General features: G+C 69.6%; 27 protein-coding genes. 10 read left to right on the top strand and 17 right to left on the bottom strand.

Translation table 11 applies throughout. The annotated features are described in order from the left end of the window. Positions 1-147: 147 nt before the first annotated feature. Genes BMY74_RS03405 through BMY74_RS03390 form a run of 4 tightly spaced genes read right to left on the bottom strand, consistent with a single transcriptional unit; the run spans position 148 to position 5,826 of the window. Positions 148-1,908: a trypsin-like peptidase domain-containing protein gene (locus BMY74_RS03405; RefSeq protein WP_089910419.1), complete on the bottom strand. Its 1,761-nt coding sequence runs from the start codon at positions 1,906-1,908 to the stop codon at positions 148-150. A 51-nt stretch (positions 1,909-1,959) separates the two neighbouring features. Further along, the gene (galT, locus tag BMY74_RS03400; RefSeq protein WP_089909144.1) at positions 1,960-3,048 is read right to left on the bottom strand and encodes a galactose-1-phosphate uridylyltransferase; all 1,089 of its coding nucleotides are present in this window, start codon (positions 3,046-3,048) and stop codon (positions 1,960-1,962) included. Then, positions 3,045-3,842, bottom strand: a complete 798-nt coding sequence (locus BMY74_RS03395; protein WP_065914902.1) for a DeoR/GlpR family DNA-binding transcription regulator — start codon at positions 3,840-3,842, stop codon at positions 3,045-3,047. Before BMY74_RS03395 ends, galT begins: the two co-directional genes overlap by 4 nt. Before the next feature lies 1 nt (position 3,843). Next, positions 3,844-5,826: a beta-galactosidase gene (locus tag BMY74_RS03390; protein ID WP_089909141.1), complete on the bottom strand. Its 1,983-nt coding sequence runs from the start codon at positions 5,824-5,826 to the stop codon at positions 3,844-3,846. A 306-nt stretch (positions 5,827-6,132) separates the two neighbouring features. Between BMY74_RS03390 and BMY74_RS03385 the strand changes: the two genes are divergently transcribed. From BMY74_RS03385 to BMY74_RS03375, 3 genes are read left to right on the top strand one after another with little or no spacing between them, the layout of a single operon-like run. Next, positions 6,133-7,377: an ABC transporter substrate-binding protein gene (locus BMY74_RS03385; RefSeq protein WP_245785864.1), complete on the top strand. Its 1,245-nt coding sequence runs from the start codon at positions 6,133-6,135 to the stop codon at positions 7,375-7,377. After that, complete coding sequence (locus BMY74_RS03380; protein WP_245785863.1) at positions 7,374-8,330, top strand: carbohydrate ABC transporter permease; 957 nt, start codon at positions 7,374-7,376, stop codon at positions 8,328-8,330. The genes BMY74_RS03385 and BMY74_RS03380 overlap by 4 nt, the downstream gene beginning before the upstream one ends. Then, entirely contained in the window at positions 8,327-9,229 is a 903-nt protein-coding gene (locus BMY74_RS03375; protein ID WP_245785862.1) for a carbohydrate ABC transporter permease, read from the top strand. The genes BMY74_RS03380 and BMY74_RS03375 overlap by 4 nt, the downstream gene beginning before the upstream one ends. Positions 9,230-9,425: 196 nt before the next feature. Here the strand turns inward: BMY74_RS03375 and lepB are convergent, their stop codons facing one another. The 8 genes from lepB to BMY74_RS03335 all read right to left on the bottom strand — a co-directional run bounded on the left by lepB (position 9,426) and on the right by BMY74_RS03335 (position 16,401). Next, a complete protein-coding gene (gene lepB, locus BMY74_RS03370; RefSeq protein WP_089909135.1) occupies positions 9,426-10,259 on the bottom strand; it encodes a signal peptidase I in 834 nt (277 codons plus the stop codon). A 22-nt stretch (positions 10,260-10,281) separates the two neighbouring features. Next, positions 10,282-11,667, bottom strand: coding sequence for a sensor histidine kinase (locus BMY74_RS03365; RefSeq protein ID WP_089910409.1), 1,386 nt, complete (start codon positions 11,665-11,667; stop codon positions 10,282-10,284). Then, entirely contained in the window at positions 11,667-12,362 is a 696-nt protein-coding gene (locus tag BMY74_RS03360) for a response regulator transcription factor (protein ID WP_089909132.1), read from the bottom strand. The genes BMY74_RS03365 and BMY74_RS03360 overlap by 1 nt, the downstream gene beginning before the upstream one ends. A 69-nt stretch (positions 12,363-12,431) precedes the next feature. Continuing rightward, positions 12,432-13,043 carry a trimeric intracellular cation channel family protein gene (locus tag BMY74_RS03355; RefSeq protein ID WP_089909129.1) on the bottom strand — a complete coding sequence of 204 codons (612 nt, stop codon included), beginning with the start codon at positions 13,041-13,043 and terminating at the stop codon, positions 12,432-12,434. Positions 13,044-13,062: 19 nt separating this feature from the next. Next, positions 13,063-14,046: a nucleotidyltransferase domain-containing protein gene (locus tag BMY74_RS03350; RefSeq protein ID WP_245785861.1), complete on the bottom strand. Its 984-nt coding sequence runs from the start codon at positions 14,044-14,046 to the stop codon at positions 13,063-13,065. 54 nt (positions 14,047-14,100) lie between these two features. Then, the gene (locus BMY74_RS03345) at positions 14,101-15,258 is read right to left on the bottom strand and encodes a GNAT family N-acetyltransferase (RefSeq protein WP_089909125.1); all 1,158 of its coding nucleotides are present in this window, start codon (positions 15,256-15,258) and stop codon (positions 14,101-14,103) included. A 10-nt stretch (positions 15,259-15,268) separates the two neighbouring features. Beyond that, positions 15,269-16,084, bottom strand: a complete 816-nt coding sequence (locus BMY74_RS03340) for a 3-hydroxyacyl-CoA dehydrogenase family protein (protein WP_089909122.1) — start codon at positions 16,082-16,084, stop codon at positions 15,269-15,271. After that, a complete protein-coding gene (locus BMY74_RS03335; RefSeq protein ID WP_089909119.1) occupies positions 16,081-16,401 on the bottom strand; it encodes an EthD family reductase in 321 nt (106 codons plus the stop codon). Before BMY74_RS03335 ends, BMY74_RS03340 begins: the two co-directional genes overlap by 4 nt. 74 nt (positions 16,402-16,475) lie before the next feature. On the opposite strand from BMY74_RS03335, the gene BMY74_RS03330 reads away from it, so the two are divergent. Beyond that, positions 16,476-17,123, top strand: coding sequence for a histidine phosphatase family protein (locus tag BMY74_RS03330; protein ID WP_089909116.1), 648 nt, complete (start codon positions 16,476-16,478; stop codon positions 17,121-17,123). On the opposite strand, the gene rpmF is transcribed toward BMY74_RS03330, so the two are convergent. From rpmF to BMY74_RS03315, 3 genes are read right to left on the bottom strand one after another with little or no spacing between them, the layout of a single operon-like run. Continuing rightward, entirely contained in the window at positions 17,120-17,281 is a 162-nt protein-coding gene (gene rpmF / locus BMY74_RS03325; protein WP_089909113.1) for a 50S ribosomal protein L32, read from the bottom strand. The genes BMY74_RS03330 and rpmF overlap by 4 nt on opposite strands. Then, the gene (locus BMY74_RS03320; RefSeq protein WP_089909110.1) at positions 17,281-17,532 is read right to left on the bottom strand and encodes a type B 50S ribosomal protein L31; all 252 of its coding nucleotides are present in this window, start codon (positions 17,530-17,532) and stop codon (positions 17,281-17,283) included. The genes rpmF and BMY74_RS03320 overlap by 1 nt, the downstream gene beginning before the upstream one ends. After that, positions 17,529-18,413 carry a GTP-binding protein gene (locus tag BMY74_RS03315; RefSeq protein WP_089909107.1) on the bottom strand — a complete coding sequence of 295 codons (885 nt, stop codon included), beginning with the start codon at positions 18,411-18,413 and terminating at the stop codon, positions 17,529-17,531. Before BMY74_RS03315 ends, BMY74_RS03320 begins: the two co-directional genes overlap by 4 nt. A gap of 51 nt (positions 18,414-18,464) precedes the next feature. Between BMY74_RS03315 and rpmB the strand changes: the two genes are divergently transcribed. Genes rpmB through rpsR form a run of 4 tightly spaced genes read left to right on the top strand, consistent with a single transcriptional unit; the run spans position 18,465 to position 19,385 of the window. After that, the gene (rpmB, locus tag BMY74_RS03310) at positions 18,465-18,695 is read left to right on the top strand and encodes a 50S ribosomal protein L28 (protein ID WP_089909103.1); all 231 of its coding nucleotides are present in this window, start codon (positions 18,465-18,467) and stop codon (positions 18,693-18,695) included. Beyond that, a complete protein-coding gene (gene rpmG, locus BMY74_RS03305; protein ID WP_089909100.1) occupies positions 18,695-18,862 on the top strand; it encodes a 50S ribosomal protein L33 in 168 nt (55 codons plus the stop codon). The genes rpmB and rpmG overlap by 1 nt, the downstream gene beginning before the upstream one ends. Next, positions 18,862-19,155 carry a 30S ribosomal protein S14 gene (gene rpsN / locus BMY74_RS03300; protein ID WP_089909097.1) on the top strand — a complete coding sequence of 98 codons (294 nt, stop codon included), beginning with the start codon at positions 18,862-18,864 and terminating at the stop codon, positions 19,153-19,155. Before rpmG ends, rpsN begins: the two co-directional genes overlap by 1 nt. Beyond that, positions 19,155-19,385, top strand: a complete 231-nt coding sequence (gene rpsR / locus BMY74_RS03295; protein WP_089910403.1) for a 30S ribosomal protein S18 — start codon at positions 19,155-19,157, stop codon at positions 19,383-19,385. Before rpsN ends, rpsR begins: the two co-directional genes overlap by 1 nt. On the opposite strand, the gene BMY74_RS03290 is transcribed toward rpsR, so the two are convergent. Beyond that, the gene (locus BMY74_RS03290; protein WP_089909093.1) at positions 19,333-19,632 is read right to left on the bottom strand and encodes a hypothetical protein; all 300 of its coding nucleotides are present in this window, start codon (positions 19,630-19,632) and stop codon (positions 19,333-19,335) included. The genes rpsR and BMY74_RS03290 overlap by 53 nt on opposite strands. Positions 19,633-19,773: 141 nt before the next feature. Here BMY74_RS03290 and bluB point away from each other — a divergent pair, with 141 nt between their 5' ends. Together bluB and BMY74_RS03280 are read left to right on the top strand one after the other, a co-directional pair. Next, a complete protein-coding gene (gene bluB, locus BMY74_RS03285; protein ID WP_089909091.1) occupies positions 19,774-20,406 on the top strand; it encodes a 5,6-dimethylbenzimidazole synthase in 633 nt (210 codons plus the stop codon). 107 nt (positions 20,407-20,513) lie between these two features. Then, positions 20,514-21,950 (top strand): GGDEF domain-containing protein, encoded by a 1,437-nt coding sequence (locus BMY74_RS03280; protein WP_342716581.1) that lies wholly within the window; start codon positions 20,514-20,516, stop codon positions 21,948-21,950. Positions 21,951-22,000: 50 nt separating this feature from the next. Here BMY74_RS03280 and BMY74_RS03275 read toward each other — a convergent pair whose 3' ends face one another. Further along, on the bottom strand, positions 22,001-22,648 hold the full coding sequence (locus BMY74_RS03275; RefSeq protein WP_030481367.1) for a response regulator: 648 nt from the start codon (positions 22,646-22,648) through the stop codon (positions 22,001-22,003). Positions 22,649-22,744 lie beyond the last annotated feature (96 nt).

The following is a 22,744-nucleotide window of genomic DNA, read 5'->3' as shown; positions in this document are numbered from 1 at the left end:
GCGCGCCTGGCCCGTGTTCGTCACGAGGACGTAAGAAGAGGCCCGGGCCTGTGTGCGGGGCAGGTGCGCACAGGTCCGGGCCTCTCCGGGGTCGTCACGCTCGGGTCCTGGCGGGCGGCGGCTGCCAGGACCCGAGCGTCCCCCGACCTATCCCACCTCGACGCCGTCGAGGGTGGCTTCCACGGTCCTGTTGTCTGACAGGGTGATCGTCACCTTGTCGCCAGGAGCCTTCGACCGGACGGCGGCGACGAGCGTGTCCGACTCGTCGATGCGGCGGTCGCCGAACTTCGTGATCACGTCACCGGCCTTCAGCCCGGCCTTCTCGGCGGCGCCTCCGGCGGTGATCTCCGTGATCCTCGCGCCCTGCTCGGTCGACTCGACCTTCACGCCGAGCACGGTCTGCTTGGGCTTGCCGCTCTTCACGATCTCGTCGATCGTGCGGCGGGCCTGGTCCATCGGGATCGCGAAGCCGATGCCGACGGAACCGGCCTGGCCCTGGCCCTGGCTCGGGCTGTAGATCGCCGAGTTGATGCCGACGACCTGGCCCTGCATGTTGACGAGCGGGCCGCCCGAGTTGCCGGGGTTGATCGCGGCGTCGGTCTGGATGGCGTTCAGGACCGTCGCCTGCGAGGTGCGGTCACCGCCCGCCGAGACCGGGCGGTTCAGCGAGCTGACGATGCCGGACGTCACCGTGCCGGACAGTTCGAACGGCGAGCCGATCGCGACGACGCCCTGGCCGATCTTCATGTCGCCGGAGTTGCCGAGCTGCACGACCGGGAGGTTCGAGACGCCGTCGGCCTGGATGACGGCGATGTCGGAGCTCGGGTCGCGGCCGAGGATCTTGGCGGACGCGGTCCTGCCGTCCTGGAAGACGACCTTGATGTCACCGCCGGCGGCAGCGCCCTCGATGACGTGGTTGTTCGTCACGATCTGGCCGTTGCCGGAGATGATGAAGCCCGAGCCCTCGCCGGCGCCGGCCCTCGTCGTGACCTGGATCTGGACGACGGACGGCAGCAGCTTGTTCGCCACGTCCTCGACCGAGCCCGCGGGGGCGTTCGAGGTCTGCGAGGCCGGGCGGGGCGAGTCGAGCGAGCTCACGGACGACGAGTCGTTCGCGAAGTTGTAGCCCAGGTAGCCGCCGAGGCCGCCGGAGAGCCCGCCCACGAGGAGCACGAGGGCGGCGACGCCCGCCACGACCTTGCCGCGGCCCTTGGGACGCGGGGGAACGGCCTGCTGGTGGCCGGGCGGGAGGTAGTACTGGCCGGTCTGCGAGCCGGGTGCGGCGAACGGGTCGGAGGGCGGTCCCGCGTTCGGTGCGCCGAACGGACCTGACGGCTGCTGCGCGCTGAACGGGCCCGAGGGCTGCTGCGCGGCGAACGGACCGGACGGCGTGCCCGCCGGTGACTCCGCACCGAACTGCGCGGTGGTGGCGCCGAGGCCGAGCGGGTGAGGTTGGCCGGACCCTGAGGGTGAAGAGAGCTGCTGGCCGGGTCCGGACCCGCCGAGCTGCGTCTGGCCCGCGTCAGGTGAGGGCACCTGCGGCTGGGCCGAAGTGAAGGAGGCGGGAACGTCGCCGAGGCCCGCGGGCGCGGCCGGCTGGCCGGACGGGGAGGCCTGCCCGGACGGAGAGGCCTGCCCGATGCTCCCGGCCTGGCCGGACGGGGAGGCCTGGCCGGCGCTCCCGGCCTGGCCGGTCGTCGCGGCCTGAGCGGGAGCCCCGGCCTGGCCGGTCGTCCCGGTCTGAGCGGTAGCCCCAGCCTGGCCGGATCCCCCCTGCAAAGGATCCGGCTGGCCGGGTTCCGGCAGCGACGGGCCCTGCTCCCGCGCTCCGGAGTCTGTCTGACCGGCGCTCGACGGCACGGAGTCCGGCTGGTCCGGCTGCTGCGCTGGCTGGTTGCTCTCGGTCATGCCCATAGTCTCGGGTGTCGTCCTGAGAGAACCCTTAAACCAGCCTGGGAGCTACTTGTGTGTTCCCCGGAGCCGTTCCGCGATCTGCTCGGGCGTCACGTCGTTGATCCAGACGGCCTCGCCGGACTCGGAGCCCGCGAGGTACTTGAGCTTGTCCTTCGTCCTGAGCACCGAGAAGACCTGCAGGTGCAGCCACATCTCCTCGCGGCCCTGGCTGACCGGGGCCTGGTGCCAGGCGGCGATGTAGGGCAACGGCCGGTCGTAGAGGGCGTCCAGGCGGTGCAGCACCTTCAGGTAGAGCGACGCGAAGTCGTCGCGCTCCACTGAGGACAGTGCGGCGATGTCGGGCACCTGGCGGCGCGGTGCCAGCACGACCTCGACGGGCCAGCGGGCGGCGGCCGGGACGAAGGCGACCCAGTGCTCGGACTCGTCCACCACCCGCGCGCCCGCGCGGAGCTCGGCCTCCAGGACGTCGCCGAACAGCGGGCGGCCGTGCTCGGCGTAGTAGGCCTGAGCAGCCGTCAGCATGCGCTCGGTGCGCGGGGTGACGAACGGGTACGCGTAGATCTGGCCGTGCGGGTGGGAGAGCGTCACGCCGATCTCTTCGCCGCGGTTCTCGAACGGGAAGACCTGCTCGACCCCTGGCAACGTTGACAGGAAGGCGACGCGGTCCGCCCAGGCGTCCACGACGGTGCGCACGCGCGACTCTGAGAGCTCGCCGAACGACTTGTTGTGGTCCGACGTGAAGCAGACGACCTCGCAGCGCCCGCGGCCCGGCGCGCGCACGAACAGCTCCTCACCATCCACAGTGGACGGCACGTCGGGCACGTTCTGGGCCAGCGAGGGGAACCTGTTCTCGAACACGACGACGTCGTAGTCGGCCTCGGGGATCTCGGTGGGCCTGCCCGGCGTCGACGGGCACAGCGGGCACAGGTCCGCCGGCGGCTTGTACGTCCGCGTCTGGCGGTGGGCCGCCATGGCGACCCACTCGCGGGTCAACGGGTCCAGCCGGACTTCGGACATCGGCTGGGTCTCGGGGAGGTCCCGGGTGTCCACCGCGGCCCGCGGCGGCGCCTCAGCGCTGTCGTCGAAGTAGATGATCTCCCGGCCGTCCGCCAGTTTTCCCGCGGTACGCCTCACGCCAGCTCCTCGCCACTTCCCGGTACATGTGCCAACACCAACTCGCCGACCTGCTCGCTCAGGATGGCCCTGGCGTCGTCCGGCAAACCTTCGTCCGTCACCAGGACGTGCGCCTCGTCGAGGTCGGCGATCGTGGAGATGCCGACGGTGCCCCACTTCTCGTGGTCGGCGACCACGACCACGCGTCCGGCGGCGTCGACGAGCGCGCGGTCGGTCTCGCTCTCGTTGAGGTTCGGGGTGGTGAAACCGGAGCGCTCGGCCATGCCGTGCACGCCCAGGAACACCACGTCGAGGTGCAGCGACCGCAACGCCTGCACGGCCACGGGGCCCACCAGCGCGTCGGACGGCGTGCGCACGCCACCGGTCAGCACGACCGTGCGGTCCGTGCGACCGCTCTGCTGCAGCACGTCGGCGACGCGGATGGAGTTCGTGACGACGGTCAGGTCGGGGATGTCGTCGAGGAACCGCGCCAACGTCCACGTCGTGGTGCCCGCGGACAGACCGATGGCCGTGCCGGGACGCACGAGGCCCGCGGCGGCGGCCGCGATCGCCTCCTTCTCAGGCAGCTGCCGCACCGACTTGGCCTCGAAACCGGGCTCGTCGGTCGAGCGCCCGACGACGGACGTCGCGCCGCCGTAGACCTTCTCCACCAGCCCGCGCGCGGCGAGCACGTCGAGGTCCCGGCGCACGGTCATGTCCGAGACGCCGAGCCGCACGACGAGGTCGCTCACGCGCACCGCTCCCGTGCGGCGGACCTCTTCGATGATCACGGCTTGCCGCTGACGTGCCAGCACCTCACACCTCTTCCCTGAGGACGACCACGTCCCCGGCTCGCACGGTGAGGCGTCCGGAGACCTGCGTGCCGGACAACACGTCGACACCGGACGCCTCGATCTGCGCGTCGGTGTCGGTGTGGTTGACGGCGAAGAGGAACGATACGTCGCCCCTGCGCCGCACGAGCTCAATCGGCGAACGCGACACCCTTGCGCCCGCACCGGAAAGCGCGTTTTCCACCGTTCGGCTCAGACCGTCGCCGTCGAGGTCGCACGCCACGTACCAGGCGACACCGTTGCCGAACGCGTTGCGCGTCACCGCCGGCACCCCGGGCAACGGCCCGTCCACGTAGGAGACAACGGTGTCAGCGGTGCGCGTGTGCAGGTGCTCCGTCCACAACGAGGCGGTCGAGCCGTCGCTCAGCGAGACGGTCTCGTCCTGCCGCAGCGGGAAGAACTCCTCGGACCACACGCCGAGCACGTCGCGGAACGCCCCGGGGTACCCGCCCAGTCGCACTCGCGTGTACTGGTCGGCGACACCGGAGAGGTACGTGACGACGACGTGGCCGCCGCCCGCCACGTAGTCCGCGATCACGGCGGCGTGCGCGTCGGACACCGCGTAGAACGCCGGCACGACCACCAGCGAGTACTTCGAGAGGTTGGTGCCCGGCGCGACGAAGTCGACGGTGACACCCGCCTGCCACAGCGCCTTGTAGTACCCGAGGACGTGCTGCCAGTAGTCGAAGTCCTGCGTCGGGTGGGCGTCCTGGCGCAGCGCCCAGCCGGACTGGAAGTCGAACAGGACCGCGACGGAGGCGTCCACAGTGGAGCCGACGACCTCGGCGAGCTTCCGGTACTCGGCACCGACCTCGCAGACCTCGCGGTACACCTTGGTGTCCGGGCCGGCGTGCGGGACCATCGCCGAGTGGTAGCGCTCGCTGCCGCCGCGCGACTGCCGCCACTGGAAGAACAGCGTGCCGTCCGCGCCGCGCGCGATGTTCTGGAACGAGTGCCGCCGCTGCTCCCCCGGCAGCTTGGCGATGTTGCGCCGCTGCCAGTTCACCGCGGACGTCGAGTTCTCCATGAGCAGCCACGGTTTGCCGCCCGCGAGCCCGCGCACGAGGTCCGCGGACATGGCGAGCTCGATGTGCCGGTCGGGCGACTGGGCCTCGGTGTAGTGGTCGTTGGAGACGAAGTCGACCTCGCGCGCCCACTTCCAGTAGTCGAGGTCGCCGAACGTCCAGTTGACCATGAAGTTGGTCGTGACCGGCACCTCGGGCGTGATCATGCGCAGCACGTCGCGCTCGGCCTTGTAGAGCTCGAGGATCGCGTCGTCGGAGAACCTGTCGTAGTCGAGCACGTGCGCCGGGTTCGAGAACGTCGGCGTGACGCGCGGCGGCAGGACCTGCGCGAAGTCGGTGTAGCCCTGGCTCCAGAACGCCGTCGACCACGCGTCGTTGAGCTGGTCGAGCGTGTAGCGGGCGGCCAGCCACTCGCGGAACGAGGCGGCGCACGTGTCGCAGTAGCAGCGCTTCACGTGGCACGCGTACTCGTTGCCGACGTGCCAGGCGGCGAGGGCGGGGTGGTCGCGGTAGTGCGAGGCCATCTCGGCGGCCAGCGCCGTCGCGCGGTCGCGGTAGATCGGCGACGACGGGCAGTACGCCTGCCGTGAGCCGTGCGAGAGCCGCACGCCGTCCGCGCGGACGGGCAGCATCTCGGGGTACTCGGTGGTCAGCCACGGCGGGGGCGCGGCGGTGGCGGTCGCGAGGTCGACGCGGATGCCGCCGGCGTGCAGCAGGTCCATCACGCGGTCGAGCCAGTCGAACCGGTACTCGCCCTTGCTGACCTCGATCTTCGCCCAGCTGAAGATCCCGACGCTGACCATGGTCACGCCGGCGCGCCGCATGAGCTCGACGTCCTCGGTCCAGACGTGTTCGGGCCACTGCTCGGGGTTGTAGTCAGCCCCCCAGCCGAGGCCTGGCAGGTCTGTTGGCCAAGTCGTCACGGCCGCAAGCGTGGCCGACGACGACCCCCAACGTCAACACAAGCAAACACAACTTCGCGTTGAGGTCTGTGGGGCTAACGACCGGGAAAAGTACCGGGAAGTGGCCCGGACGCCGCTGCGCACCGGTTTAACAGCTGCGTAACAGGGCTTGACATGCTGTATGACTCGGACCACATTGTGCGCAACTTTGTTTGAGTCATGTTCGGTTCGCACGAGCGCGTGTCACCCGTAGGAGCGATGATGGTTCTGCAGACGCCTGGTTCCACCCCGTTACCGCACTTCGGTCGGCGGACGATGCTGCGAGTCATGCTGGCCGGCGCCGGCGTCGCCGCGACCAGTGGTCTTCTCTCGGCGTGCGGGGGCGGTTCCGGCTCGGGCGGCGACTCCAAGGTCGTCACTTTCGGCAACAACCTGTCCGACCAGGTGCCGAAGGACGCGATCACGGCCGCGCTCAAGGGCTTCGAGGGCCAGTCGGGCGGCCTGTCCGTCACGATCAACACGAAGCAGCACGAGCAGTACCAGGAGCAGATCAACAACTACCTGCAGGGCAAGCCGGACGACGTGCTCGCGTGGTTCGCCGGCTACCGGATGCGGTTCTTCGCCGACCAGGGACTCACCGGCGACGTCAGCGACCTGTGGGGCAAGATCGGCGGCAACTACTCCGACGCGCTCAAGCAGGCCTCGACGGCCACCGACGGCAAGCAGTACTTCGTGCCGTTCACGCAGTACCCCTGGGGCATGTTCTACCGCAAGAGCGTGTGGCAGGAGCGCGGTTACGCCGTCCCCAAGACGCTCGACGAGCTCGTCGCGCTCGCCACGAAGATGAAGGCCGACGGCCTGATCCCGATCGCCTTCGCGCAGAAGCAGGGCTGGCCGGGCATGGGCACGTTCGACCAGTTGAACTTCCGCACCAACGGCTACCAGTTCCACGTGGACCTCCTCGCGGGCAAGGAGGACTGGCAGGACAAGCGGGTCAAGGACGTCTTCGACACGTGGAAGCGGCTGCTGCCGTTCCACCAGGAGAACGCGCTCGGCCGCGAGTGGCAGGAAGCCGCGCAGTCGTTGCAGCAGAAGAAGTCCGGCATGTACCTGCTGGGCTCGTTCCTCGGCCAGCAGTTCCCGGACGCGGAGAAGGAGGACCTCGACTTCTTCCCGTTCCCGGAGATCAACCCGGAGCACGGCACCGACACGGTCGAGGCGCCGATCGACGGGTACATGATGGCGAAGAAGCCCGGCAACCCCGAGGGCGCGCTCAAGCTGCTCGAGTACCTGTCGACGGCCGAGCCGCAGCTCACCTACCTGAAGTCCGACTCGTCCGTGGTCGCGACCAACCAGAAGGCGGACACCTCCAGCTACAACTCGCTGCAGAAGAAGGCGGCCGAGGTCATCAAGGGCGCCAAGCACATCACGCAGTTCCTCGACCGCGACACCGACCCGGGCTTCGCGAGCGAGGCCGCCACCAACGGCCTGATCGAGTTCATCAAGGACCCGAACAGCGTCGACTCCGTGCTCAAGGGCATGGCCGACCAGGCGAAGAACATCTTCAAGTGACCGCGGTGCAGGAGAAGCCGAAGGCGGTGGCCCCCAGCGGGCCGCCGCCTCGTCGGCGTGGAAAGCGTGCCACGGCCCTCGCCGGCACGGACAAACTCGTGCTGGCGCTCATGCTGGGCATCCCCGCGGTCGTGCACCTGCTGTTCGTGTGGGTCCCGACGCTGGGCTCGATCGCGTTGTCGTTCAGCAGGTGGAACGGCATCGGCGGTCTCGAGGACATCGAGTGGATCGGTGTCGCGAACTACGTCGAGATCTTCAGCGAGTACCCGCGGTTCTGGCCGGCGGTGCAGCACAACCTGATCTGGCTGCTGTTCCTGCTCGTCGTGCCGACGACGGCGGGCCTGCTGCTCGCCGTGCTGCTCGACCGCGAACTCCGGTTCAGCCGGATCTACCAGAGCGCGCTGTACATGCCGATGGTGCTGTCGCTCGCCCTGGTGGGCTTCATCTGGCAGCTGATCTACACACCGGACGGCGGCCTGCTCAACTCGCTGCTGGGCCTGAGCGCCGACCCGGTCGACTGGATCGGTGACTCGGACATCAACCTCTACGCGGTGCTCGTCGCGGCGGCGTGGCGGCACACCGGCTACATCATGCTGCTGTACCTGGCGGGCCTGAAGTCGGTGGACCCGGCGTTGAAGGAAGCGGCGGCCCTGGACGGCGCCTCCTCGGCGCAGACGTTCTTCCGCGTCACGTTCCCGGTGATGAAGCCGGTGAACATCGTGGTCGCCGTCGTGACCGTGATCGAGGCGCTGCGCGCGTTCGACATCGTCTACGTCATCAACAAGGGCCGCAACGGCCTGGAGCTGCTGTCGGTGCTCGTGACCGACAACATCATCGGCGAGGCCTCGCGCATCGGCCGAGGCTCCGCGGTCGCCGTGATCCTGCTGACGATCTCCCTCGGCGTCATCATCCCGTACCTGTACCAGGTGTTCAGCAAGGAGAACCGGACGTGACGGCCACGCTGGAACGGCCTTCGGTCGCTGTTCGCAAGAAGCGTTCGGTGACGCCCGCGCGCGTCGCTTTGCACGTGTTCCTGGTCCTGACATGTCTGATGACGCTGACCCCGTTGCTGTGGGCGGTGTACGCGTCACTGCGGACGTACGAGGACACCTCGGTCAACGGGTACTTCTCGATCGCGAAGTCGCTGACGTTCGAGAACTTCGCGAAGGCGTGGGAGATCGGCGACCTGCCGCACTTCTACTGGAACACCTTCCTGATCACGGTGCCGGCGCTGATCCTGACGCTGGTGCTCAGCTCGATGGTGGCGTTCGGGGTCTCGCGGTTCAGCTTCAAGTTCAACATCGCGCTGCTGATGCTGTTCACCGCGGGCAACCTGTTGCCGCAGCAGGTGATCGTGACGCCGCTGTGGAGGCTGTACCGCCTGATCGAACTGCCGGCGTGGATGTCGGAGAGCGAGTCCCTGATCGACTCGCCACTCGGCGTGATCCTGATCCACATCGCGTTCCAGATGGGCTTCTGCACGTTCGTGCTGTCGAACTACATGAAGACCATCCCGTACGAGCTCACCGAGGCCGCCCGGGTGGACGGGGCGTCGGTGTTCCGGCAGTACTGGCAGCTGACCCTGCCGTTGTGCCGGCCCGTGCTCGCCGCGCTGGCGACGTTGGAGTTCACCTGGATCTACAACGACTTCCTGTGGGCGTTGGTGTTGATCCAGGACGGCGACAAGATGCCGGTGACGTCGGCCTTGCAGAACCTCAAGGGGACGTTCTTCACCGACAACAACCTGATCGCAGCGGGCTCTCTCCTGGTCGCGCTGCCCACGCTGGTCGTGTTCTTCGTGTTGCAGCGGCAGTTCGTGGGCGGACTGACGCTGGGGTCGACGAAGGGCTGAGGGACCGATGCGGGAGGGGCGAGGACCGCGTGGTCCTCGCCCCTTTCACGTTGTCCGGACCGCGTCGCCCGGCGTTGGCCGAGTCCCACCCGCCCCGCGCTGACCGGCACGACCCGGCCCCACAACGCCGGGAGGGGCGAGGACCGCTTGGTCCTCGCCCCTCTCGCGTACTCGCGGCTGTCCCCAGCCGGTCCGCCTACTTCCCGCCGGTCTGCGGGTTGAAGTCCGAAATGCCGCCCCAACGCCCCACCGGGATCACGATCACGCGGGCCTTGCCGACCACGTTCTCCACCGGGATCGCACCGTCGGCCGGCGTCGGGTCGCCGTGCTTGCGCGAGTCCGACGAGTTGTTGCGGTTGTCGCCCATCACCCACAGCTTGCCCGCGGGGACGGTGACCTTCTCGAACGAGTCCTGCTGGCGCGGGCCGCCGCCGAAGTTCAGGTACGGCTCGTCCAGCGGCTTGCCGTCGACCAGGACGCGGCCCTCGTCGTCGCAGCACTCGACGGTCTGGCCGCCGACGGCGATGACGCGCTTGATGAAGTCCGTGCCGCTGGGCTCGGAGAGGTTCACCATCGAGCCGAGGTCCTGCAGCGTGCCGACCACGAAGTTCGGGGGCTGCTTGCCGCCGGTCCAGTTCGGCGGGCCGCGGAAGACGATGACGTCGCCGGGGCGCGGGTCGTTGAACAGGTACGTGATCTTCTCGACCAGCACCTTGTCGTTCACGCAGCCCGTGCAGCCGTGCAGGGTCGTCTCCATCGAGGCCGACGGGATGACGAACACGCGCGCGACGAACGTCTGGATCACGACGGTCAGCAGCAGCGCCACGCTGAAGATGACCAGCAGCTCTTTCCAGAACGGCTGCTTCTTCTTCGTCTTCTTCCTGGAGAACTTCGGCGCGTCGTCCTCGTCGTAGGCCGACGAGCGGGACGAAGCCCGCGAACCGGACGTCGAGAAGCGCGTCGTGGGTTCGGCGGGGCCGTCTCCGGCGGGAGGCGTCGTCTCCCAGGTCGACGAAGAATCGTCATTCACGCGATGACTCACACGCCCCACCTTACGGACGTCCGGGTAGGCGCAACGTGAACAGGGCACCGCCCTCGGGCGCACGGCCCGCCGTGGCCGTGCCGCCGTGCCGTTGCGCCACCTGCTTGACGATGGCGAGCCCGAGGCCCGAACCCGGCAGGGTCCGCGCCTCGGAGGAGCGGTAGAACCGCTCGAAAACGTGAGGTAGATCGGCGTCCGCGATGCCGGGGCCCGCGTCCGCGACCTCCACCACCGCGCTGCCGTCCCCCACCTGGCGGAGGTTCAGGCGAACGGACGAACCGGACGGACTGAACTTCACCGCGTTGTCGAGGAGGTTCAGCACCGCGCGTTCCAGGGCGCTCGAATCACCCAGAAGTGTCCACGGCTGGAGCTGCACGTCGAAGCGAACGGCGCCCGAGCCGCGACGACGGGCCCGGTCGAGGGACCGTTCGACCACCTCGACGAGGTCGACCGGCTCGTGGACGACCTGCGGGGCGTCCTCGCGGGCCAGTTCGACCAGGTCGCCGATCAACGTGGTCAGCTCGTCGATCTGCGCGCGCACGTCGGCCTGGATCTCCGTCTTGTCCTCCTGCGACAACGTCGGGGAGTCCGGGCGTTCCGAGGCGAGCAGCAGCTCCAGGTTGGTGCGCATCGAGGTCAGCGGCGTGCGCAGCTCGTGGCCCGCGTCGGCGACCAGGCGGCGTTGCCGTTCCTGCGACTCGGCGACGGCGCCGAGCATCGCGTTGAAGCTGTGCGTGAGCCGCGCCAGCTCGTCGTCGCCCGACACCGGGATCGGCGTCAGGTCGCCGGTGTTCGCGACGCGTTCGGTGGCCTCGGTCAGCCTCTGCACCGGCCGCAGACTCGTGCGGGCGACGGCCGTGCCCGCGATGGCCGCGAGCAGCACACCGGCACCGCCGATCAGCAGCAGGACGACGCTGAGCTTCGCCAGCGTGGTGCGCTGGGGCGCCATCGACTGGGCGATGATGATCGCCTGGTCGGGCTGGTACCTGACCGCGATCACGCGCGTCTCGGTCTTGTGGTCGGTCCAGATGAACTCGGGCCGCTCGCCGTCCGCGACGTCCCACGCCTCCGGGACGGTCGGCGGCGGCTCGGACTCCCTCGGGTAGGTGAGCTTCCCGGTGTCCGAGAGCAGCACGCCCATCTTCACGTCGCCGGCCGCGAGGAACGCCGCCGGGTAGTTCGCGACCTCGTCGGGAGAACTGACCTTCTTGCCGTTCGCCACCGTGGCGGCGCGCTGGCGCAGGCCGTCGTCGAGCGCGTCGTACGTGCTCTTGCGCACGACCATGTACGCGCCGAGGGACACCAACGCGACCGCCCCGGCGACGCAGAACGCCGCGAGCCACGTGACCCGAGCCCGCAGCGACGCCCGCTGGAGGCGTCCCTGGGGTTCGTGGATCACGGAGGGGTCTCCCGCAGGACGTAGCCCACTCCACGCACCGTGTGGATCAGCCTGGGTTCCCCCTCGGCCTCCGTCTTGCGGCGCAGGTACCCCACGTAGACCTCGAGTGCGTTGCCCGAGGTCGGGAAGTCGTATCCCCACACGTCCTCCAGGATGCGGCTGCGGGTGAGCACCTGGCGCGGGTGCGCCAGCAGGAGCTCGAGCAGCGCGAACTCGGTGCGGGTGAGGCTGATCGGGCGCTCGCCGCGGCGGACGTCCCTGGTGGACGGGTCCAGCTCCAGGTCGGCGAACTTGAGCGCGGCCGCGGAGTGCTGGGCCGCGTCGTCGTCGTGGGCGGCCCTGCGCAGCAACGCGCGCAGCCGGGCCAGCAACTCCTCCAGCGCGAACGGCTTGGGCAGGTAGTCGTCGGCACCGGCGTCCAGACCGGACACCCTGTCGCTCACGGCGTCCCGTGCGGTCAGCACGAGGATCGGCAGGTCGTCACCGGTGCTGCGCAGCCTGCGGCACACCTCGAGGCCGTCGAGGCGGGGCATCATCACGTCGAGCACCATCGCGTCCGGCCTGGCGGCGGTCACCGACTCCAGGGCCTGCATGCCGTCTCCGGCAGTCTCGACCTGGTAGCCGTTGAACTGGAGCGAGCGGCGGAGTGACTCCCGGACCGCCCGATCGTCATCGACAACGAGGATGCGCATGAGGGCAGTCTTGCCGAGGGATCTGAGAAGTGCCTGAGAAGGGCCCTAACTGCGGGTGTGAGTTCGGCGTTAGCCCTCAAGGCCCCGTGCGACGGGCGCGTTCCACTTCCGCCAGAGCGCGATCAGCCGGATGGTGATGATCAGCAACGCACCGGTGAGCGCGACCAGGCCTTTCGGCAGACGCGCCCATTCGCCCACCGCGACGACGACGGCACCGCACAACGCCGCCACCGCGTAGATCTCCCTCCTGAGGACCAAAGGGATCTCTCGGAGGAGGAGATCGCGCATCGCGCCGCCGCCGATGCCGGTGGTCATCCCGATCAGGCAGGCCGCGTACGGGGTGGCGCCGAGCGCGAGCGCGGTCGACGTGCCGGACGTGACGAACAGGCCGAGCCCCACGGCGTCGAGCAGCAGCACGCTGCGGCGGAGCTTCGCGACCTGCGGGTGGAACCAGAACACGATCAGCCCCGTGCCGCCCGCGACCAGCAGGTACGGCCAGTTCCGCAGGCTCGTCGGCGGGTGCACGCCGAGCAGCACGTCGCGGATGATGCCGCCGCCCAGCGCGGTGGTGAGGGCCAGGATGATCACGCCGAACACGTCGAGGCGCGCGCGGACCGCCGCCACCGCTCCGGAGGCGGCGAAGACCGCGATACCGATCAGCTCCAGGACGATGAGCAGCACGAACGGAGAGACTAGTTGTTCACCGGTGGGGCGCAGCGCGGCGGTAACCGGCCTCCATGCGCCCGCCCGCGGACTCCAGCACGGCCTCCACGACGGTGATGAACCGCTCGGCGCCCTCGCCCCGCACCAGCGCCCGGTAGGAGTCGACGAGCTCGTCCTCCTTGGCGTCGCGCAGCCGACGCAGCAGCCACTTGCCGTGCCCGAGCCACCGGTTCTGCACGACCAGCGCCAGCTCACCGACGCAGGTCAACAGCCGTGCCGCGACGAACAGCCGTTCGTCCTCGTCCCGTGCGCCGATCAGGTCTTCGAGCAGGTCCGTGGTGCCGTAACGACGGTCCTCCAGCTCGGTGACCGTCGCGGGGGGAGGCCCCGCGTCCAGCAGAACGCGCGCCTCGGCCCGCATCCGCGCGCCCGTGCCGTCGGCGTCGAGCATGAGGAAACCCTCGGCGCACATGTGCAGCAACGGCGGCCGTCGGCCCTCGGTGTCGCGGGCCACGAAGTCCTGGAAGGACTCGATCGTGTGGCAGAACAGCTCGACCGGCCAGCCGCGGTGCCGCAGCGTCTCGCGGAACGCGCCGGGCAGGTCGTCGACGATCACGATCATGTCCAGGTCGGAGTTCGCCGTGTAGGTGCCCGTCGCCACGCTGCCGCCGAGGAACGCCGCCCTCGCGAGCGGGTAGTACGTGTCGAGCAGGTCCCTGGCGACCTGCACCGGGTCCTTGTCCCAGTCCAGCGGGTGGCCGGTGACGTAGTAGTCCTCGTCGGGGCTGAGCGGGCCGAGCACCTCCTCGACGAACGGCCGGATCTGCGGGACCACCTCGTTCAGGTCCACGAGCCACGGGTTGTCGTCGCAGTCGAACAGCGGTCTGATCGCCAGGAACTCGTCCCGGGAGAGCTCGCGCACGCTGACCGGTGGCCCGCTGTGCCGTTTCGCGTAGCCCTTCAGGCGCCAACCCATGTTGTCGCCGTAGGCATGCCTGACCTCGTCCTGGTCCCCCGCCACCCGTCCATTGTTACTGGACGCGACCGATCGGGTGAATTGCGACGCGCTGGCGCGTCAGAAGAAGTCGGCGAGGCGTGGGGTGCCCGCGGAGCCGACGAGCTGGTCCAGCACCACCGCGTCGGCCGGGTCGCCCTCCAGCAAGCCCCCGCGCCGCAACGCGTGCGTGGTCTGCGCGCCGGAGAACCACGGCCCGAGCGCCCGTGCGTGCAGCCGCACGGCACCCGTGCCACCGGGTTCGACGCGGACGGCGCCGTCCTCCACGACGACGCGCTGCGGGCCCGCGTGCCACGGCGCGTGCTCGTCGACCACGTCCAGGTCCACCGCGACGTCGGGCAGGCGCGGCCAGCCCCGCGCGGCCACGGCGGCGGGCAGGTCGACGACGCGCTGCATCCACGTCGAGGTCCACACCGAGTACCGCAACGGCGTGGCGCCCAGCAGGTTCACCGTCGCCGGGTCGGTGATCCGCAGGTCGACGGCTTCGAGCAGGCCCGCCCACGACGCCAGCGACGCGAGGAGGGTCAGCTGGGCCTCGACGTCCACGCCGATGAGGTCGTGGACCTTGAGCCGGCCCAGGTCGCCACCGGACTCGCGGGTGGCGGTGAGGTAGCCGCGCAGGCCGTTCGGGCCGGGCAGCACGGTCACCACGTCCATCTCGAGCACCTTCTCGAGCTCGATCCGCGGCGGACGGCGGTCGGCCATGCCGTCGACGGTCCGCGCGACCTCCAGGTAGCACTCGTGCAGCGCGGGCAGGTCGCTCTCCACCGCCGGGCGCGACTCGATCCGCTCGGTGGGCTTCGGCACCGAGAGCAGCCTGTCCATCGGCAGCTCGACCCACTCGAAGACGCCGGCGCGCTCCCAGCCGCGTTTGCGGTACAGGTTCGGCACGGTCGGGTAGAGCGCCGAGATCGGCTGGCCGTGCTCCCTCATCGTGGTCAGCGCGGCGTCGAGCAACGCGTTCGCGATCCCGCGGCCGCGATAGGCCCCGTCGACGGCGACACCGCCGATGCCGCCCATGGGCACCGCGGCGCCGCCGTAGAACTGGGCGTACGAGCCGATCCCGAGGACGCCCGCGACCCGTCCGTCGACCTCGGCGAGGATCCCGTGCGACCCCGGCCTCAGCAACGGCCCCGGCGGTGGCGTCCCGTTGAACGCCACCTTCCGCAGGCGGAACACGGCGTCGCGGTCGTCCTCGGTGAACTCACGGATGCGCACGGACAACTATCTACCAGGAGAAGAAGCCCTGGCCCGTCTTCTTCCCCAGCTCACCGCGGGCGACCTTGTCGCGCAGCAGCGCCGGCGGCTCGAACCGCGGCCCCAGCTCGGCCGCGAGGTGCTCGGCGATCGCGAGCCGCACGTCGAGGCCGACCAGGTCGGTGAGCTCCAGCGGGCCCATCGGCCAGCGGTAGCCGAGCTTCATGCCGGTGTCGATGTCGGCGGCGGACGCGACACCCTCCTCGAGCATGCGGATCGCCTCCATGCCGACGGCGACGCCCAGCCGCGAGGTCGCGAAGCCCGGCGAGTCGCGCACCTCGATGACGGTCTTGCCCATCTCCTCGGCCCAGGCCCGCGCCTTGGCCACGTTCGCCGGGTCGACGCCCTCGTGGTGGACCAGCTCGACGAGCTGCTGCACCGGGACGGGGTTGAAGAAGTGCATGCCCAGCACGCGTTCGCCGGGCAGTCCCTCGGCGATCTCCGAGATCGACAGCGACGAGGTGTTGGACGCGAGGACCGCCTGCGGGCACTTCTCGGCCGCGACGCCCAGCACTTGCTGCTTCAGCGGCACGTTCTCCGGGACCGCCTCGACGACCAGTTCGGCGTCCGCGGGCAGGTCACCGGTGCTCAGGTTCGCGAACACCGCCTCGGCGTCGGTGAGCTTGCCCTTCTCCTGCGCCCTGCCGAGCGACCGCCGGACGGCGAGCCTGCCCTGCTCGGCGCGTTCGGCATCGGCCTCCGACAACGTGACCTCGTGGCCGTGGGCGAGCAGGAGGTGCGCGATGCCCGCGCCCATGGTGCCGCCGCCGATGACGACGGCCTTCACTCGCCGACCACCTCGGCGCTGAACATCGCGACGAGCTCCATCCCGCCGATCTCGGCGAGGTTGGCGCCCGACGTGGCCCACTCCGGCGACTGCAGTGCGGCCTTGAACGACTCCTCGGACTCGAAGTACATCTCGGCCATCAGGTGCGGCTCGGTGTCGCCGAGGAACCCGGCGAGGAACACCCGCTGCACCTTCGCGACCTCGGCGCGCACGATGCCGGGCACCGAGTTCACGATCGGCAGGTGCGACTCGAAGTACTTCTCGTCGAAGCCCTCGGGGTCGGCGGGCTTCTTGTACAGAGCGATGTACTTGATCATGTGACGCCATCCTCCTCGACTCGCCGAGCACTGTAACGCCCGGACCACTCGCGGAGCTGAGGCACGATGGTGAGGTGCGGATCATCCTGCTGCGCCACGGACAGAGCCTCGGCAACGTCGACGAGCTCGCCTACTGCCGCATCCCCGACCACGCCCTCCCCCTGACCGAGACCGGCGAACAACAGGCCCGCGCCGCCGGCCCGGTGATCAAGGAGCTGATCGGCGACGGCCCGGTCGCGGCCTACGTCTCGCCGTACCGCAGGACGAAGCACACGTTCGACCTGCTGGGCGTCGACGCCGAGCGGATCGTCACCGAGCCGAGGGTGCGCGAGCAGGACTGGGGCAACCTCCAGGACCCGGTGCAGCAGGAGGTGCTCAAGCACCAGCGGCACGCGTTCGGCCACTTCTTCTTCCGGCTGCCCAACGGCGAGTCCGGCGCGGACGTGGACGACCGGGTGGCGGCGTTCCTCGACGGCCTGACCGTGCGGATGCACAAGGACGAGGCGCACCCGAAGACGGTGCTCGTCGTGTCGCACGGGCTGACGATCAGGTTGCTGTGCCGCAGGTTCTTCGACTGGAGCATCGACCTGTTCGAGTCGCTGTCCAATCCGGACACCTGCGAGAACCGGGTGCTCGACCACGACGGCACGGGCTGGAGGCTGGACCGCCCCTTCGACCAGTGGCGCGACTCACCGGACGGAACGGTCCAGCTGCCCCGCTAGAGCAACCCGCGCCTGTAGGCGGCGACGAGCCGACGGGGAACGAGGAGTTCCTTGCCGTCCAACGTCCGCACGCGCACGAGGTCCGGCGCGGTGGCCTTCCACTGCGCCCGGCGGTGCCGCGTGTTGGACCGGGACGTCTTGCGCTTGGGAACGGCCATCAGCGCTCTCGCTTTCCGTAACGGCGGTTGAACTTCTCGACCCGGCCGGCGGTGTCCATGACCCGCTGCGTGCCCGTCCAGAACGGGTGGGAGTCGGCGGTGATGTCGACGACCAGCAAGGGGTAGGTGTTGCCGTCCTCCCACTCGATCGTCTTGGCCGAGGTCGCGGTCGACCGGGTCAGGAACGTCTTGCCCGTGGACGCGTCCTGGAAGACGACCGGGTGGTAGTCGGGGTGGATTCCGGGTTTCATGACGCCAGCTTTCGGATCGAGTCCACGAAGGACAGTTCGTCGTCGGTGAGCAGCGCGCCCGCGAAGGCCGCCGTGATGGTGTCCGGCTCGCCCAGGGTGATCGCCACGATCTGGGTGGTCCTCCCGCCACGCGGCCCGCCCTCGCCGACGTGCATCCCGCACCCGGCGGATTCCAGGTGCAGCGCGACGTCCGGCTCGTCGGCGACCCAGAGCCGGCCGCGCGAGCGCACGACCGTTCCGTCGAGCAACGAGTCGAGCGCGTCGTTCAGCCGGGCCGGGTGGAACGGCCGGTCCGCCGTGAAAACCGCTGTCGAGACACCGCATTCGGGCGCCAGGGGCAGCATCCGGGGCTTGTTCGAACGGCGCACCACGACCGTTTCCGGTGTGCAGCGGTGCGCGCCGGGGGCCAGCCGGTCCAGCACGGCGAGCGTCCGTTCGTCGGCATCCCCTTGCAGCACCAGGACATCCGCTGCCTCGGCCTGCGCGACGACAACCTGGGCCACCGTGCGCCGGTCGCTGGTCATGGAGGCGTCGCTCAGCGCGTCGTCCAGCCAGGTCGCCGCGTCGAGCACGGTGATGACGCACTCGACGTCGACACCGAGGTCGCGGCGCACCGCCTCCGGTTCCAGCAGCGGGTCGAGGTGCAGCACGACCGTGTGCCCCTCCAGGTCGGCGAGCAGCCCGCGGAGGTCCTCGCGGACGGTGCAGGACACGCAGTCGTGCTGCAACTCCACGTCGGTCGCGATGCCGTCGACCCACCGCCGCACGCACGTTTCCGCGGCCACGTGCCGCACGAGCACCGATCCGGGCCGGTCGCGCCACACCTTCACGGCGACGTCGTGCTCGACCAGGCCCGCCACCATGACGACAACGGTTTTCATGTGAGGTACCGTAGATGAAAACGAAAGTCGTTTCAAACAGGAGGTACTCAGGTGCGCTGCCAGCTGACCGGCCGGGAGCCGGGCTTCGGCAACCGCGTCTCGCACTCGCAACGCAAGACGCGCCGCCGGTGGAACCCGAACGTCCAGCGCAAGCGGTACTGGGTGCCGTCGCTGAACAGGTTCGTGACCCTGACGCTGTCCGCGAAGGGCATCAAGACCGTCGACAAGCTGGGTGTCGAGGCCGCCGTGGCCCGCCTGCGCGCGCAGGGGGTGAAGGTCTGATGGCCAAGGCGACGGACGTCCGGCCGATCATCAAGATGAGGTCGACCGCGGGAACCGGCTACACCTACGTGACGCGCAAGAACCGGCGCAACGACCCGGATCGCCTGGTGCTGCGCAAGTACGACCCGGTGGCGCGCAGGCACGTCGAGTTCAAGGAAGAGCGCTGATGGCGAAGAAGTCGAAGATCGCCGCCGACCAACGCCGGCGCGAGGTCGTGGCCCGGTACGCGGAACGCCGCGCCGAGCTCAAGGAGAAGCTGCGGCACCCGGAGACGCGCGAGGAAGCGTTGCGGGGCCTGCAGAAGCTGCCGCGCGACGCGTCGCCGACCCGGCTGCGCAACCGGGACGTCGTGGACGGACGGCCGCGCGCGTTCAACCGGAAGTTCGGCCTGTCCCGCGTCCGGCTGAGGGAGATGGCCCACCGCGGTGAGCTGCCCGGCGTGTCGAAGGCGAGCTGGTGATGCGCGAGAAGAGGCCTCTCAAGCGCAGGGTGAACCTCCTGGTGAAGGAGGGCGTGACCGTCGTCGACTGGAAGGACGTCACGCTGCTGCGCAAGTTCATCTCGGACCGGGGCAAGATCCGGTCCCGCCGGGTGACCGGCCTGACGCCGCAACAGCAGCGCCAGGTCGCCACGGCGATCAAGAACGCACGGGAGATGGCCCTGCTGCCGTACCCGTCACAAGGGCGATGACGCGGATCGCCGCGCTGGCGAGCAGGGCCAGCGCGGCGAGCTGCACCAGCAACGCGAGCACCCAGGTCGTGTGTTCGTCGACCGTCAGATCGCCACGAACACCCACCAAGAAGGTCGCGTAGAGGCCCCAGCACTGCACCGCGGCCAGGCCCGCACCGACGATCGTGGTCCTCAGCGAGACGATCACGACGACCGCCGCGAGCAGGACGAGGGCGAGCAGCGGCCAGGCCCCGGTGAACGTGGTCACGCCGACTCCGCCGCCGAATCCGAGCGCGGAGCCATAACCACCTCTCATTCTTCGCATCCGATCGGTGTATCGCCTCAGGTGAGATCAGCGCCACCTCTCCAGCGTGAAGTTGGTGCTTTCGAGTGAGGCACGATCGATCGAATGAACCTGTACGACGTGGTCCACCGCCGCAGGGACACCCGCGCCGAGTTCTCCGGCGGAGAAATCCCTTCCGACGTCCTGCGCAGGGTGCTGACGGCCGCGCACGCCGCCCCCAGCGTCGGCCTCTCCCAGCCGTGGGACTTCGTCCTGGTGCGCGACGAATCGATCCGGAGGGCGTTCCGCGACCACGTCCAGGCCGAGCGCAGCGTCTTCGCGGCCGGGCTCGACGGGGAACGGGCGGAGACGTTCTCCCGCATCAAGGTCGAGGGCGTCATGGAGTCGTCGCTCGGCATCGTCGTCACCTACGACCCCGACAGGGGCTCGCCCGCGGTGCTGGGCAGGCACGCCATCGCGGACGCGGGTTTGTACTCCGTCTGCCTGGCCATCCAGAACCTGTGGCTCGCGGCGACCGAAGAAGGACTCGGGGTTGGCTGGGTGAGCTTCTACCGAGAAGATGTGCTGCGCCGCCTGCTGGACATCCCCACCAGGGTCCGCCCGGTTGCGTGGTTGTGCGTCGGTCCGGTTCGATCACTGCCCGAAACGCCCGATCTGGAACGTCACGGTTGGCGCAACCGACTACCCCTTGATGACGTCCTGCACCACGATCGGTACGGGGCGCGACCGACCCGGTAGCCTGTGCGGGCCGCTCGGCAAGTCGGAACGGAGTCGATGAACGAGTGGAGCAGCGCGATCCGCTGGTAGCGGGCCAGATTCCGCGATTGGACCTAGAGGTCCGCGCGTTGTACAACGCTGGCCGCGTGCCGGAGGCGAACAGCCTCTTCGACGAGGTGGTCACGAAGGTGTCCCCCGGCGCCGACCGCTGGGTCCGATCAGCCGTGCTGGTCAACAGGGCGGTCATGGCGTGGCGACTCGGCCGCATACCGCTGGCGCTGGAACTGGCCGCCGAGGGCTGGACCGACCTCGACGCCGACCGTTCCGACAGCCCGGCCGTGGCCCACACGATGGGTTCCCTCGGTTATCTGATGGAGGGCATCGGCAACCGGCGCGCAGCCCTCGAGATGCTGCGGATGTCCGTTCAGGTGGCGCGGCGGGCGGGCAACACCGACGTGCTGGCCCAGTGCCTGCAACGCCTCGGCGGCTCGCTCAACTTCCGCGCCTGCGCCGGATCTCCCGCGGCGGCACCGGCGATCTTCGAGGAAGCCCTGGCGTACCTCGACGAGGGCCTGGGCATCGTCAAGGACGAGATGCACCACCGGGCGCTGCTCGGTGCGTGCGGCCGGTCCCTGGCCGGTGTCGGCCAGCTCGACAAGGCCGAGGAGCTGGGCGAGGAGACCCTGCGGCTGTCGTTGGACGCCGACGACCTGTGGGGCATCTCGGTCGGCAACTGGGTCCTCTCCGTCGTGCGCCGCGAACAGGACGATCTCGACGAGGCGCGCACACTCGCGTCCCGCGCGGTGACGAACGCCGAACGCATCAACGACACGTCACTGCTGCTGCGGTTCTCCACGGAACTCGCGGACATCTGCCACTCCCTGGGTGACTCGGTGGGCGAGGCGGCGGCGTTGCGGCGGTCGATGCAGGCCTCCCGCACGGCCACGGAGACGTTGCAGGAAGGCCTGGGCCAGGCCCTGGAACAACGCCGGGTGGCCGTGCAGGCCCAACGGCTCGCGGTGGCGGCGCAGGAGGCCGCAGCACGGGATCCGTTGACGGGCCTCGCGAACCGGCTGGGGCTGGAACGCGCGGCGGCGACGTTGCTCGAGTCGACGGCGGCCCGCGGGCGCGTGCCGTGGCTGGTGCTGGTCGACGTCGACTGGTTCAAGAGCGTCAACGACGACGCCGGGCACGCGACGGGCGACGCGGCGTTGCGCGAGATAGCGGCGTTGCTGCGGCGCGAGTGCCGTGCGGACGACCTGGTGGCGCGCTGGGCCGGCGACGAGTTCGTGGTGCTGCTGGGCGACACGGGAACGAACAGGGACGTCGGCCCGAACGTGGCGGAGCGGATCCGCGCGGCCGTCGACGGGCACGACTGGACGATGGTGCTCGGCGCCGTCCGCCGCCCGACGGTCAGCATCGGTGTCGCGGCGGGGCCCGCCAAGCTGGACCAGTTGTTCGCGGCCGCCGACATGGCGCTGTACCGGGCGAAGCGGCACGGCCGCAACAGGGTCGAGGTCGAGCCGTCGGTGGACGAGGTGCCCGAGATCGTGTCGGGCAACTAGAACCAGGGCCGCCCGCCGCACTTCTGCGGCGGACGACTCCCGTGTGGGTTCTAGGCGATCAGGCCGCCGCGGTAGGCCACCAGCGCGGCCTGCACGCGGTTGACCGCGCCGATCTTGCCGAGCACGGACGAGACGTAGCCCTTCACCGTCGCCTCCGACAGGTGCAGGGTGCCGCCGATCTCCGCGTTGGACATGCCCTGCCCGATCAGCACGAGCACCTCGCGCTCGCGTTCGGACAGACTTTGGAGGAGCCTGCGTGCAGGCTCTGCCATCCGTTCACCGTCGGCGACCGCCGCGAGGACTCTCGCCGCGACACCGGGGTCGAGCACCGCTCCACCGCGCGCAAGGTCGCGCACGGCCTTGACGAGCTGTTCGGGCTCGGTGTCCTTCAACAGGAAGCCGGCCGCGCCGAGGCGCAGGGCTTCCGACACGTACTCGTCGACGTCGAACGTGGTCAGGATGCAGACCCTCGGTGGGTCCGGCAGGGTCCGCAGCCTCCGCAGGGCCACGAGTCCGTCCGAGGTGCGCATCCGGATGTCGAGCAGAACCACGTGCGGACGGTGCTGGCGCGCCAGGTCGGCTACCAGGTGTCCGTCGTCGGCCTCAGCAACAACTTCGATGTCTCCGACGCTGCTCAGGATCATGCGAAGGCCGGAACGGACGAGGTCCTCGTCGTCGGCCAGCAGAACCTTGATCACGACGCCTCCCGCATTGGCGTTCCGTGCTCCCTCATGTTCGCGATCTTCGCGTACATCTGCCGAAGGTCACGTTAATTCTCAGTTATCTCATCATGT

The organism is Lentzea albida, from assembly GCF_900111005.1.
Taxonomy (GTDB): domain Bacteria; phylum Actinomycetota; class Actinomycetes; order Mycobacteriales; family Pseudonocardiaceae; genus Lentzea; species Lentzea albida.
Note: the sequence above shows the minus strand (reverse complement) of the source record. Positions and strands in the feature narration are given on the sequence as shown.